The 12,183-nt window shown below is 40.7% G+C and carries 16 protein-coding genes; 3 read left to right on the top strand and 13 right to left on the bottom strand.

The window, feature by feature from the left end; all coding sequences use genetic code 11:
• Both Q0K03_RS05485 and Q0K03_RS05480 read left to right on the top strand, forming a co-directional pair.
• A partial coding sequence (locus Q0K03_RS05485; protein ID WP_297238560.1) for an ROK family protein occupies nt 1-768 on the top strand: 768 nt, incomplete at its 5' end.
• Nucleotides 769-876: 108 nt separating this feature from the next.
• Nucleotides 877-1,716 carry an AraC family transcriptional regulator gene (locus Q0K03_RS05480; RefSeq protein ID WP_297238558.1) on the top strand — a complete coding sequence of 280 codons (840 nt, stop codon included), beginning with the start codon at nt 877-879 and terminating at the stop codon, nt 1,714-1,716.
• Between the two features lie 26 nt (nt 1,717-1,742).
• Here the strand turns inward: Q0K03_RS05480 and rbfA are convergent, their stop codons facing one another.
• From rbfA to gmk, 7 genes are all read right to left on the bottom strand, one after another.
• Nucleotides 1,743-2,084, bottom strand: coding sequence for a 30S ribosome-binding factor RbfA (rbfA, locus tag Q0K03_RS05475; RefSeq protein ID WP_297238556.1), 342 nt, complete (start codon nt 2,082-2,084; stop codon nt 1,743-1,745).
• Entirely contained in the window at nt 2,084-3,928 is a 1,845-nt protein-coding gene (gene infB, locus Q0K03_RS05470; RefSeq protein WP_297238554.1) for a translation initiation factor IF-2, read from the bottom strand. Before infB ends, rbfA begins: the two co-directional genes overlap by 1 nt.
• Nucleotides 3,843-4,232, bottom strand: coding sequence for a hypothetical protein (locus Q0K03_RS05465; RefSeq protein ID WP_297238552.1), 390 nt, complete (start codon nt 4,230-4,232; stop codon nt 3,843-3,845). The genes infB and Q0K03_RS05465 overlap by 86 nt, the downstream gene beginning before the upstream one ends.
• On the bottom strand, nt 4,225-4,482 hold the full coding sequence (locus Q0K03_RS05460; protein WP_297238550.1) for a YlxR family protein: 258 nt from the start codon (nt 4,480-4,482) through the stop codon (nt 4,225-4,227). Before Q0K03_RS05460 ends, Q0K03_RS05465 begins: the two co-directional genes overlap by 8 nt.
• Before the next feature lie 8 nt (nt 4,483-4,490).
• Nucleotides 4,491-6,110 carry a transcription termination factor NusA gene (gene nusA / locus Q0K03_RS05455; protein WP_297238548.1) on the bottom strand — a complete coding sequence of 540 codons (1,620 nt, stop codon included), beginning with the start codon at nt 6,108-6,110 and terminating at the stop codon, nt 4,491-4,493.
• A gap of 11 nt (nt 6,111-6,121) precedes the next feature.
• Nucleotides 6,122-6,580 carry a ribosome maturation factor RimP gene (gene rimP, locus Q0K03_RS05450; protein ID WP_297238547.1) on the bottom strand — a complete coding sequence of 153 codons (459 nt, stop codon included), beginning with the start codon at nt 6,578-6,580 and terminating at the stop codon, nt 6,122-6,124.
• 96 nt (nt 6,581-6,676) lie between these two features.
• Complete coding sequence (gene gmk, locus Q0K03_RS05445; RefSeq protein WP_297238545.1) at nt 6,677-7,255, bottom strand: guanylate kinase; 579 nt, start codon at nt 7,253-7,255, stop codon at nt 6,677-6,679.
• Nucleotides 7,256-7,352: 97 nt separating this feature from the next.
• Between gmk and Q0K03_RS05440 the strand changes: the two genes are divergently transcribed.
• Nucleotides 7,353-8,987 carry an NFACT RNA binding domain-containing protein gene (locus Q0K03_RS05440; protein WP_297238543.1) on the top strand — a complete coding sequence of 545 codons (1,635 nt, stop codon included), beginning with the start codon at nt 7,353-7,355 and terminating at the stop codon, nt 8,985-8,987.
• A 19-nt stretch (nt 8,988-9,006) separates the two neighbouring features.
• Here the strand turns inward: Q0K03_RS05440 and Q0K03_RS05435 are convergent, their stop codons facing one another.
• The 6 genes from Q0K03_RS05435 to Q0K03_RS05410 all read right to left on the bottom strand — a co-directional run.
• Nucleotides 9,007-9,312, bottom strand: a complete 306-nt coding sequence (locus Q0K03_RS05435; protein ID WP_297238562.1) for a (Fe-S)-binding protein — start codon at nt 9,310-9,312, stop codon at nt 9,007-9,009.
• A 14-nt stretch (nt 9,313-9,326) separates the two neighbouring features.
• Nucleotides 9,327-9,509 carry a hypothetical protein gene (locus tag Q0K03_RS05430; RefSeq protein WP_297238541.1) on the bottom strand — a complete coding sequence of 61 codons (183 nt, stop codon included), beginning with the start codon at nt 9,507-9,509 and terminating at the stop codon, nt 9,327-9,329.
• Nucleotides 9,509-10,084 carry an RnfABCDGE type electron transport complex subunit A gene (locus Q0K03_RS05425; RefSeq protein ID WP_297238539.1) on the bottom strand — a complete coding sequence of 192 codons (576 nt, stop codon included), beginning with the start codon at nt 10,082-10,084 and terminating at the stop codon, nt 9,509-9,511. The genes Q0K03_RS05430 and Q0K03_RS05425 overlap by 1 nt, the downstream gene beginning before the upstream one ends.
• Nucleotides 10,085-10,087: 3 nt before the next feature.
• Nucleotides 10,088-10,738 carry an electron transport complex subunit E gene (locus tag Q0K03_RS05420; RefSeq protein ID WP_297238537.1) on the bottom strand — a complete coding sequence of 217 codons (651 nt, stop codon included), beginning with the start codon at nt 10,736-10,738 and terminating at the stop codon, nt 10,088-10,090.
• A gap of 12 nt (nt 10,739-10,750) precedes the next feature.
• Nucleotides 10,751-11,263, bottom strand: a complete 513-nt coding sequence (locus Q0K03_RS05415) for an FMN-binding protein (protein ID WP_297238535.1) — start codon at nt 11,261-11,263, stop codon at nt 10,751-10,753.
• Nucleotides 11,260-12,183 (bottom strand): RnfABCDGE type electron transport complex subunit D (locus tag Q0K03_RS05410; RefSeq protein ID WP_297238533.1); only part of this gene is annotated, 924 nt, incomplete at its 5' end. The genes Q0K03_RS05410 and Q0K03_RS05415, both read right to left, overlap by 4 nt.

Raw genomic sequence — 12,183 nt, 5'->3', positions numbered from 1 at the left:
GAAAAGATGGAAAATCTAATTTCATCCCTAAAAGATTATGAAAACGCAGAAGGAATCGGATTGGGTATCCCCGGACCCACCGATACAGTAAACGGTAAGATCATCATTTCCAACAACCTGCCGGATCTGGTTGGTTATCCTATCGCCGATAGAATTCGAAATCATTTCAACAAGCCGACCTTCATGGCCAATGACGTCAAGGTTGCAGGAATCGCAGAAGCTCTTTTGGGAGAAGGAAAAGGAAAAAATAATCTGTATTATTTAACCATTTCCACCGGTGTTGCCGGAGCCATGATTTTAGATGGAAAAGTACTTTCCGGGTTCCATGGACATGGCGGCGAGATTGGTAACGCCATTATCGATCCTTCCCGTGAACCAATCAACGGATTGAATCCAGGTGCAGCTGAATCCTGGGTTTCAGGACCTGCCATCGTTCGAGAAGCCAACAAAGCCTGCAATCAACAATTTGAACACGCCGGTCAAGTCTTTGAAGCGGCAAAAACAGATCCAAATGCAAAAGCTGTGATTGAAAATTTTAAAAACGATCTGGCCATCCTTTTAGCCAATGTCTGCTTTGTATGCGATCCTGAAATGATCCTGATCCAGGGCGGTGTAATGAAATCCGGAGAAAGTTTCTTAAATGATGTTCAGGAAAGAATGAGAAATCTACTCTTCCCCGGCATGCGTGAAACAACGCTGGCCAACGCAACAATCGATGAGCCAGGTCTTGTTGGAGCGGCTATGCTGGCAAAATCACAAATGGAATAATCTTTCTACGAAAGTAAGTTTTAGATCTTCTAAAGCTTACTTTTTTTATAATTATTGTTCATTGAAGATGTTTAAACAATATACTATAATATCTTACGAGGGATAATTATGCCAAATCTAAGATATGAGATCAGTGATGAAACACTGGACAATCTAAAAATGTCCTTACTATATATATCGCAGAGTGTAAACGGCAATGACTGGCACAGCAGCATGCACATCCATCATTGCACCGAACTGTTCTATGTAACAAGAGGAAAAGGTCTTTTTCAGACCGAGGAAAAAATCGTTCCTCTGCAGGAAGATGACTTGATCATTGTCAATCCCAATATCAGCCATACAGAAATCGGCATTAAAGATGAAACCTTTGAATATATTGTTTTAGGATTCGAAGGAACAGAATTTTATAATGGTGATCTGAATTTAAAAAACAGTATATTCCAGGCCAATTACAGCAATTATAAACATGAAGTTTTATTTTATTTAAAGACTTTGCTTGTAGAAGCCAAAAACAAAGACGATCACTATAAAGTGATCTGCCAGAATTTACTGGAAATTTTGATCATTAATATTATCCGGCGTTCCAATATGCAGCTGCAGATCTCCCCCAGCCGCAAAGTGAATAAAGAATGCGTCTTTGTTGAAAATTATATCAACGAGCACTACAAAGAAAACATCACACTGGATCAATTGGCTGAATTGGCTTATGTCAACAAATATTATCTGGCACATACCTTTAAAAAACAAAAAGGGATTTCCCCAATCAATTATTTGCTTGAAAAAAGAATCGATGAAGCTAAGTATCTGTTGAGAACGACCAATTTATCCGTAAATGAAATTGGCCGCATCGTGGGTTTTTCCTCTCAGTCTTATTTTGCCCAAAGCTTTAAAAAGGCGATGAACAAAACACCATTGGAATATCGCCGCGAGTCCACTCATAATGAATAAAGGGATTAACGTTATTGCGTTAATCCCTATTTTTGTATATCTTTTAAGATTTTCTCGATTCGGTTTCCCTGTTCAAGGCTATGATCCTGTACAAAGACAAGATCTGGCATTTTACGAATCTTGATTTTTTTGGCAAGATTGGAACGAATAAAACCTTTACTCTGATTTAAAACCCGAAGACCGGCATCATTTCGATCCTGTTTTCCCAAGAAAGAAACATATACTTTTGCCAAACTTAGATCTTTTGTACATTGAACATCGGTCACTGTCACAAAACCCAGTTTAGGATTTTTTAATTCAAATTGAAGGATATGAGAAATTTCCTTTAAAAGGATATGATCCATTCTCTCCGCTTTTAATACAGCCATTATTCCTGCACTTCCTGATCTTCAAACGCTTCAATGACATCGTCAACTTTGATATCGTTGTAGTTCGCAATCGTCAGACCACATTCAAATCCATTGGAAACTTCTTTTACGTCATTCTCAAATCTTCTCAACGATCCCAGAACGCCTTCATAGATCACAATGCCCTCACGAATTAAGCGGACCTTGCAGTCGCGACGAATGCAGCCATCGGTAACCATACATCCTGCGATTGTACCCACTTTGGAAACCTTGTAGATCTGACGAACTTCTGCCTGACCGATAACCACTTCTTCATAGACTGGTGCCAGCATACCTTTCATGGCAGCTTCCAATTCTTCCAAAGCTTTATAGATGATGTTATGCAAACGAATCTCTACGCCTTCTTCTTCCGCTTTCTTTCGAATGGCAGCGCTTGGACGAATGTTAAATCCGTAAATCAAGGCATTGGAGGCACTGGCAAGCATGATATCGGATTCGGAAATGGTTCCAACCGTTGATCGGATAACATTGACTCGAACGGTATCCACATCCAGTTTTTCCATACTTGCCTTCAAAGCTTCAGCCGATCCCTGTACATCCGCTTTGATCAATACATTAATTTCCTGAATATCGCCTTCTTCGACTTTTTTGGCAAGATCTTCCAGTGACATGGCGCTGGTCTGATTTCTTTCTTTTTCAATTTGTTTTTCTAAACGCTGGCTGGCGATTTCCTGTGCTTTTTTATAATTAGAATATGTCATAAAGACATCCCCGGCTCTAGGAACATCATTTAAACCAATGATCTCCACCGGACAGCTTGGCTCTGCACTTTTGATTTCCATTCCGCGGTCATTGGTCATCTTACGAACACGTCCGTATGAACTTCCCACCACAATACTGTCTCCAGCGTGTAACGTTCCCCGCTGTACCAGTAAAGTCGCAACCGGACCTCTTCCCTTGTCCAGTTTAGCTTCAATCACTGTACCTGATGCCAGGGTATCCGGATTGGCCTTTAGTTCCTGCATATCCGCTACCAGTAACATAGTTTCCAATAAATCCGAAACACCTTCACCGGTCTTGGCCGAAATGCGCGTAAAGATCGTATCGCCGCCCCATTCTTCCGGCATGATTCCTAACTCACTCATCTCGGACATGATGCGATCAGGATTGGCTCCAGGTTTATCCATTTTATTGACGGCAACAACGATAGGAACACCAGCTGCTTTGGCATGATCGACCGCTTCCTTGGTCTGCGGCATGACACCGTCATCGGCAGCAACAACAATAATAACGATATCCGTAACCTGAGCACCCCGTGCTCTCATAGAGGTAAAAGCTTCATGTCCAGGTGTATCAAGGAAAGTGACCTTACGTCCTTTGACTTTGACCTGATACGCCCCGATATGCTGAGTAATTCCACCAAACTCTTCTCCTGTAACATGTGTCTTACGAATATAATCCAACAATGTCGTCTTACCATGATCGACATGTCCCATGATCGTGATCACTGGAGGGCGTGGCTGCAGTTTGCTGGCATCTTCTTCGATACTGTCCAACTGTCCTTCGATATTGTCTTCTTCAATAATGACTTCCTTATGGACTTCACAGTTGAATTCCATACAAATCAATTCGATATCTTCATCACTGAGTACTGTATTGATCGTAGACATGTTTCCCATCATAAACAGGAATTTGATAATATCCGAACTATTTCTGTTCAATAACCCCGCCAGCTGACCAACTGTCAATGTATCATGATATGTGATTTCTTTTGGATACTCAACCTTTCTTGTGGGCTGCTGACGATTGTTGTTTCGTGCAGAGCGATTGCGGTTCGGTTTCTTTTTTTGTTTGTTGTAAGCCATCTACTATCACCATTCCCTTTCTATCGTTCCATATCTTTTGAGCAAAATCTTTGTTCAATATAGAAAGTGCCACAAGGTTCTTGCTTGTCAGCTGATCCATTTCCAAAGGATCCACTTCCAAATATGGCACTTGATATGTCTTACATTTATCAAGGATCTTTTTTCTTGTGTTATTTCCAATCGAGCGGGAAAAAATCACAAGTTGAGCGCTTTGGTTTTGAATGGACGGAATCAATTTGCTTCCATACTGGACATAATTGGCCCGAAAGGCGAGCTGACATAAATTGATCCATTTTTTATTCATCACAAAGCCCATTCAGTTCATCATAGATCGATGAAGGAACTTCCATTTCTAAAGCTTTGTCCAAAGCTTTATTCTTTCGTGCCAGTTCAATCGTCTTCAATGAACGGGATACATAGGCACCATGCCCATTCTTTTTTCCCGTGAGATCGATTTCAATTGTCTGTTGCGGCGTCCTTACTACACGGATCAGTTCCTTTTTGGGAAACCGTTCCTGCGTCACAACACATTTACGCATCGGTATCTTACGCATATTCACTCCTAGTCATCATAGTATTCATCAAATTCTTCGTAATCTACATCTTCATCCCAGGCGTTATCATCTTCGTATTCTTCCTCGATTTCAGCCAGTTCTTCTTCAGAATAGATCGGTTTCATCTGTTCAAACTGCTGTTTAGCTTCGCTAAGATCATGCGCCGTTTTAACTTCTTTTGTTTCTTCCTGCTTCTTTTTTGGTTTAGTGCTGACCGCTTCCTGTTTTGCAGAAGCATCCGCAAAGTTTTCAAATTTTGATGTATATTCCGTATTTGGAGCCGCCGTTGCCTTTTCTTTGCGCTTTGCCTTGGCAATACGCGCAGCTTCTTCCATTTCATCCAATTCTTTCTTTTCCTGTTCTTTTTCGAACAATGTCGTTGTATTCTGAAGATTCAATTCTTCATCCGCTTCCATCAGATCATCATCGTATGTGAAGTCGGCAACATCCACATTCTCGATTTCTTCCTGTGCCTGATTGAGTTCATCAATACGCTGCTGTTGTTTATAAGCTCTTTCTTTTGCTTTTTTCGCTTCGTATTCTTCCTGCATAGCTTTAGAAATGGACATATAATCAATACCAAGTTCATCCATTTCAGCATCCGACTTGATATCGATCTTACGATTGGTCAATTTTACCGCAAGACGGGCATTTTTCCCTTTCTTACCGATAGCCAGAGAAAGCTGGCTTTCTGGAACTACAACAATCAGACCATCTTTTACTTCTTCATTTGGAATCACCGCAACAGCTTCACTTGGACTCAACGCATTTTTGATCAAATCCGAAATATTATCTGACCATTCGAAAATATCGATTTTTTCTCCATGAAGTTCATTGATGATCATCTGAACACGGGATCCGCGAGGCCCGATACAGGCACCGATTGGATCGATATTTTCATTATGTGTGTAGACCGCAATCTTACAGCGTTCCCCAGGCTCTCTGGCAATGGCCTTGATTTCAATGATTCCCTGGTAAATTTCCGGAACTTCGCGTTCAAATAAGCGGCGAACAAAAACCGGAGTGGCACGGGAAACCAAGACTTGGGCCCCTTTTGTTTCTTTGTTTACTTCGGTAATCACAACAAGAAGTTTTTGTCCTTCATAATATGTTTCCCCAGGGATCTGCTGGCTTTTCTTCATCATAGCCAAAGTCTTTCCGATATTGACAATGACAAATTTAGGTTCGACCGTTTCCACGGTTCCAATCACCATCTCATCCACTTTATCACAATATTCTTCGTATACGATTTGTTTTTCCGCTTCACGGATCTTTTGTTTGATCACGTTTTTAGCTAAAACGACAGCCGCTCTGTCAAACTGCGTATAATCCACTTCTTCATCGATCATATCACCGATAGCCGCTTCCTTATTCACTTTCTTCGCATCTTTTAAAGAAATTTCCAATTCATCATCTTCCACTTCTTCCACAACGATGCGTTGATGATACACATGGATCACACCATCTTTCACTTCGGTCTTTACATAGGCATCCGGAATTTCAATATGTTTACGATACGCTTTGGTCAACGCTTCCTTTAAAGCTTCTTCTACGATTTCTGGTGTCAGCTGACGATCGTTTTCAATTCCCTGTAATGCCTCAGCAACAGTTTCTACTTTAAGTTTCATCTCTATCTCCTCTAAAATTTTACCGCTGTACGAATCAGCGTAATATTTTCTTTATCGATTTCTATTGTTTTGGTTCGCGTTTTGTCTTTGTACTGGATCACGATCTGATGATCATCGATGGAAATCAAATCGCCAGTGACAGAATCCATACCTTGTTTAGGATCTTTCATTTTACAATACACATAATTTCCCAATTCATTTTGAAGTTGTGTTTCGGTTTTAAGAACTTTTTCAGCTCCTGGAGAACATACCTCCAGCATATACTCCGATTTAAACCAGTCTTTTTCATCCAGCAGTTCACTGATTTCGTCGCTGCAAGCAGCACACGTATCGAGATCCATGGTTCCATCCTCTTTTTCTATGCTCAGACGAAGAAGCGGAGGATTTTGATTGGTAAGCCATTCAATCTCATAAATTCTACAAGAATGGTTTTGAAGAATCGGTTCGATCCACTCTTTAAGCTTATCCATATTTTCTCCTTTTTCAAAATGAAGGAGTGGGTTTCCCCACTCCTTATTTCTGATTCCACTAGTAAAATAGCACAAATATCAAATAAACGCAAGCTATTATTTGTTCTCTTCCAATTCAATGTGCCGTAATATGATCGTTTCAATGAGTTCTGCGGCAAGCATAGGATCGTCATTGCAGACAATATACTTATACTGGTATACCATCTTCATTTCATTGCTGGCCTTGGCCAGACGCTGCTGAACGATTTCTTCGGGCTCCGTACGGCGGCCGCGAATTCGCCTTTCCAACTCTTCCATTGATGGTGGAACGATGAAAATACTGATGGCATCCGGACACTTTTCCTGAACCTGTTGTGCTCCCTGTACTTCAATTTCCAAAAGTACATTCTTACCCTGGTCACGAAGACGATTGACTTCGCTTAAAGGTGTTCCATAGTAATTTCCGACAAACTCTGCATATTCCAGAAGTTCGCCCTTTTCAATTGCTTGTTCAAAATCTTCCCGGGAAGTAAAAAAGTAATCCACTCCATCTACTTCGCCTTCTCTAGGTTTTCGAGTTGTCATAGAGGTAGAATAAGCCAAATTCAATCTTTTATCTTCCGAAAAGATTTTACGAATCGTACCTTTTCCTACACCGCTAGGACCACTCAATATGATTAACAGCCCACGTTTCATTCTCTTTCTCCTTTTCTTACTATTGTACACAGTTCTTTTTCCGTGTCAAAAGAAACTTATATTTATGATATAATAGAGCCTCTAAGGAGGGATCGACTTGGCATTAGACGGATTACTGCTGCACTGTATTCATAATAAATTAAAGGAACACTTGCCTTGCAAGATCAACAAGATCCAGAACATCAGCGAAGAGGAACTACTTTTTACATTGCGTACAAACAGCTCCACGCAAAAGCTTGTCATCAATGTGCATTCCAACACCAACCGCATTTATTTGAGCCCCTATGCAACTGCTTCTTCATTATCACCTTCGAATTTTGTGATGGTCCTCAGAAAAAATTTGTCCCTGGCGATTATCGAGTCCATTGAACAAATCGGATTCGATCGTATCCTGTGCATGTCGATTGTCGCAAGAAACGAACTGGGCGATATCAAAAAGTTTAAACTTTATATCGAATTAATGGGCAAATACTCAAATCTGATCTTTGTTGATGAGAACAATATCATCGTAGATGCCTTGAAACGGATCCCCGTCTATGAAAATTCAAAACGTCTTGTACACCCAGGGGCGGACTATACCTTTCCAGACCCGGGAAACAAACAGGACCCTCTAAATGTCCAGACTATTGATTTAGATACTTCCCTGGTCAAACAAATCTATGGATTTTCACCTTTATTATCGAAAGAATTCCAGTTTCGAATCCGATCTGGAGAAACGTATTCAAACATCTTAAAAGAATTATTGGAATCAGACAATCTTTATATTTATTCAAAGGATTTCCATTGCATAGAATTGAAACATTTAAAAGAAACCCCAAAAGTCTTTTCTTTTATGGAAGGTTTTCATATGCTTTATCAGGAGCAGGAACAAAAAGCCCGTATCAAGGAACAATGCGGCGATGTATTTCGGACGGTTGAAAAAGAAAAAAACAAAGCCATCAAAAAACTACCAAAACTAGAAAACACACTCGCTTTGTCCAAAGATTATCATAAGTTTAAAGAATATGGCGATCTATTATTTTCTTATATGGACGAAGTTGAAAAAGAAGAAGTCATAACCGTTCCTTCTTTTGAAAGAGACGAATGGGTCAATATCCCAATCGATATGCGTTATGATCTAAAAACCAATGCCAACAAATATTATCAGAAATATCATAAACTGAAACGATCGATCGAAATATTGAACCTTCAAATTCAACAGTGTAAAGAAGATATTGATTATTTTACCCAACTGGATGAACAGCTTGCTCATTGCTCGATCATTGACGCTATGGAAATCCGAGAAGAACTGATTCGTCTGCGGATCATGCATCCAAAAAAACAAAATTACCGTACCAAAAAGAAAACAAAGCCCAATATTCTATGTCTTCAAAAAGGAGATTTTACGATATATGTCGGGAAAAATAACATTCAGAACAATTTCATCATCAGCCAGCTGGCAAGAAAACAAGACCTATGGTTTCATGTAAAAGACTATCACGGATCGCACGTCTTATTAAAATCGAATCAAATCGATGAAGAACAAATACGTATGTGCGCCAATCTGGCCGCCTGGTATTCTAAAAGTAAAGATTCCAGCAGTGTGCCGGTCAATTATTGTCCTGTTTCTTCCATCAAAAAAATACCAGGTGCCAAAATGGGGCTGGTCTCAATGAAAAATTATAAAACAATCTATATCGATCCTCAGGAAGCACCGATAGAAACCTGGATACAAACCTACAAAAAAATCTGACATAAAGTCAGACTTTTTTTTATCCTTTTAAGTTGATTGTATTTCCATCAGGTCCAGGCGTGTTTTTCAAGTAATCGATGATTTCTTGTTTCTTATCCTGTTTACAAGGTTTACAAAGAATGGAATCCATTTCTCCAGATACCAGGGCTTCTGCCATACCAGAGCAGCCTGGATACCCGCATCCGCCGCAGTTGTATCCTGGAAGCAATTCCGTAACTTTCTCCACTCGTTCATCCGCTTCCACCTTCAAAAAACGATCGGCAAAACCTAACCCTAATCCCAAGATGCCTCCCAGAATCAGCATCATGACAACGGCAATCAGTATCGTGTTCAACATAGCTATTCTCCTTTCTCCATGTAGTGTGAAGGATGATGTGTACATGAGAAATCATGACAGCCTTCACAATCCGCTTTAAGATCTTCGCATCCTTCTGGCAAAGGCGTTTTTTTATTCATCAGATACAGACCAATATACACCAAAACCAGAATCCCAAAAAATAAAGCTGCAAGAATATAACGCATTATACGATACCGGCCAGACCCGAAAAGGCCATGGACATTATGGCAGCACAAATCAAGGCAATTCCATTTCCTCTAAAAGCTTTCGGTACGTTGCTCAATTCCAGACGTTCACGAATCGTTGAGAAAATATAGAGAACCAGCGCAAATCCCAATGGCGTTCCGACTGAATAAACCAGCATATGAGAAAAATCATAAGTATTTGTAATGTTGACCAGACAAACATTTAAAACCACACAGTTTGTCGTGATCAAAGGTAAATATACACCCAGCGATTTATAAAGGCTTGGGCTGTATTTCTTAATAAACATTTCGGTCAGCTGCACCAGGGAAGCAATGACCAGAATAAATGTGATCAGCTCCATAAATTCAAGCCCTAACGGGACAAGAACCAGATAATATAAACCATAGGTAACGATAGCGGCAACAACAATAACGAATACGACCGCTACCCCCATTCCCAACGCACTGGATTTCTTTTTGGAAACGCCCATAAAAGGACACATTCCCAAAAATTGATTCAAGATAACGTTATTGATCAATACACTGGTGACTAACAATGTGACTAATTCACTCATAGACTATTTCTCCTTTGCGTTTTCTTTTGCTTCCAAATGCACCTTGTAAGCTCCTACTAAAGAAGCCAGGCAGGCAAATGTGATAAAGGCTCCAACTGGGGATCCAAACAAAGAGATCGTGAAGTCTTCAGGAAACAATGTTAAATCTAAAAGAACCTGTGCTGTATTGAAAGGATTCGTGATCAAGATCCCTCCAGTGGATAAGATTTCACGAATCAATGACATCGCAAGAACGGCCAGCGTATAACCCAGTCCCATTCCAATTCCGTCCAGAGCACTGTCAAAAATATTGTTCTTGCTGGCAAAACTCTCAGCACGCCCAAGAATGATACAGTTTACGACGATCAAAGGAATGAAAACTCCCAGGCTCTCATTTAATGCCGGCGCAAAAGCCTGAATCAGCATCTGAATGATCGTAACCAGTGTAGCGATAATCACAATATATACAGGAATACGGATCTCATCCGGTGTGATCTTTCGAATCATGGAAATGAGCACATTCGAAACAGTCAGTACAATGATAACAGAAACCCCCATACCAATGGCATTGTTCACACTGGTCGTAATGGCCAGCGTCGAACAGATTCCTAAGAATAAAGAGAATACAGGATTGTCTTTGATCAGACCATTTTTAAAATTTTGTATACGGTTCATATCCAATCCCTCCTAATCCAATTGTTCTACCACAGAAGCCGCTTCATGGATTCCATCCACAACCGGCTGGGAACTGACGGTGGCTCCAGAAATCGTATCCAGCTGTCCATCGGCTGGATTGCCTTCCAAAGATTCTTTAAATGGATCTTCCAAAACTTGTGTTCCCAATCCGCTTGTATCTCCGTTGGAGATCGCAACGAATTTATCGATTGTCAAATCATCGGCATTGATCGATACAAGGAATGTTGTTCCATCCTTATATCCCGCAACACTCATATTGAAAATATATACGTCATCATACTGGTAGATCTTATTGATCGTTGTGGATTCTAACTCTGAGGTATCTACAGAAACAAATTGATCAGGATCGGCTTCCGGATACATTTCCAATAAGGACTGACGTTCCTGTTCTTCATTGTTTTTGGCAATGACCGGTTCTGTGATCTCATTGAAGAAAGCTAAAGCACCTCCGGCAAGCACAGAAACAATCGCAAGAAACAGAGTTAAATGAATGACTTTTTTCATAGTACTTCCTCCGTTTCTATTCTTTCAACACAAGCTGTAGGCGCTGAAGAATCGGCCGATACGACCGGTTCTACAGAGGCACTTGCATAAAAAGAAACCGCAAATCCCAATACAGCCAGACAGGCTGCCATGATATATGCCTTCTTTTTGATTTCCAGCTGTTTTCCATCCAAGGCACTTTCAATCATCGGGGTAAACATATTCATCAATAAAATTGAATAAAGACAACCTTCAGGCAGATTGGCTTTTAATCGTAAAAGCACGGTGATGACAGCCGCCCCTAAACTAAAGATCACTCTTCCGGCTGCACTTGTCGGACTGGTTACAGGATCTGTCAACATGAAGACCGCACCAAAAACAACACCTCCAGTTACAAGATGCAATACAGGATACCATAAGAATCCCGGGATCCCGTGATAGGAATCAATTCCACTCAACAGGGCAATAACCGCAGTGAAGACGAAAATCGAACCCAGATAGACAACAGGAACACGCCAGTCAATGATCTTGGTAAACGCAAAAGCGATACCGATCAATAGGATAACAAGTGTAAAAGTTTCTCCAATGGCTCCATCATAGAATCCTAAAGCTAAATTAGCGAATCCGCCAAACTGTGACAGAAACGAATCCAAGGCCTCAGAGGAAGCCGGAAGCCAGTTGAAAGAATTAGCCAGAGTGGCTGTTGGTGTTGCACCGGTCGTAATTCCTGAAGCTGTTGCCCCGGTAAAGGCCGCAAAAATAACGGCACGTCCAACGCCGGCCGGATTAAAGATGTTATGTCCAAACCCACCGAATAAAAGTTTTCCAAATACAATGGCAAAGATCGTGGCAACAATCAACGCATAAACCGTCATTGTGACAGGCACCATCAGCGTTAAGATGATGCTTGTGATCCATCCAAAGGATTTTGCCATATAATG

The organism is uncultured Faecalicoccus sp. (assembly GCF_944327125.1).
Taxonomy (GTDB): domain Bacteria; phylum Bacillota_I; class Bacilli_A; order Erysipelotrichales; family Erysipelotrichaceae; genus Faecalicoccus.
Note: the sequence above shows the minus strand (reverse complement) of the source record. Positions and strands in the feature narration are given on the sequence as shown.

What these genes read in the sequence shown, in the direction of transcription:
- Q0K03_RS05425 (WP_297238539.1), bottom strand. Translation starts at nt 10,084, where the DNA reads ATGAGTGAATTAGTCACATTGTTAGTCACCAGTGTATTGATCAATAAC.
- Q0K03_RS05465 (WP_297238552.1), bottom strand. Translation starts at nt 4,232, where the DNA reads ATGAATAAAAAATGGATCAATTTATGTCAGCTCGCCTTTCGGGCCAAT.
- Q0K03_RS05420 (WP_297238537.1), bottom strand. Translation starts at nt 10,738, where the DNA reads ATGAACCGTATACAAAATTTTAAAAATGGTCTGATCAAAGACAATCCT.
- Q0K03_RS05415 (WP_297238535.1), bottom strand. Translation starts at nt 11,263, where the DNA reads ATGAAAAAAGTCATTCATTTAACTCTGTTTCTTGCGATTGTTTCTGTG.
- gmk (WP_297238545.1), bottom strand. Translation starts at nt 7,255, where the DNA reads ATGAAACGTGGGCTGTTAATCATATTGAGTGGTCCTAGCGGTGTAGGA.
- rbfA (WP_297238556.1), bottom strand. Translation starts at nt 2,084, where the DNA reads ATGGCTGTATTAAAAGCGGAGAGAATGGATCATATCCTTTTAAAGGAA.
- Q0K03_RS05480 (WP_297238558.1), top strand. Translation starts at nt 877, where the DNA reads ATGCCAAATCTAAGATATGAGATCAGTGATGAAACACTGGACAATCTA.
- Q0K03_RS05460 (WP_297238550.1), bottom strand. Translation starts at nt 4,482, where the DNA reads ATGCGTAAGATACCGATGCGTAAATGTGTTGTGACGCAGGAACGGTTT.
- infB (WP_297238554.1), bottom strand. Translation starts at nt 3,928, where the DNA reads ATGGCTTACAACAAACAAAAAAAGAAACCGAACCGCAATCGCTCTGCA.
- nusA (WP_297238548.1), bottom strand. Translation starts at nt 6,110, where the DNA reads ATGAAACTTAAAGTAGAAACTGTTGCTGAGGCATTACAGGGAATTGAA.
- Q0K03_RS05430 (WP_297238541.1), bottom strand. Translation starts at nt 9,509, where the DNA reads ATGCGTTATATTCTTGCAGCTTTATTTTTTGGGATTCTGGTTTTGGTG.
- rimP (WP_297238547.1), bottom strand. Translation starts at nt 6,580, where the DNA reads ATGGATAAGCTTAAAGAGTGGATCGAACCGATTCTTCAAAACCATTCT.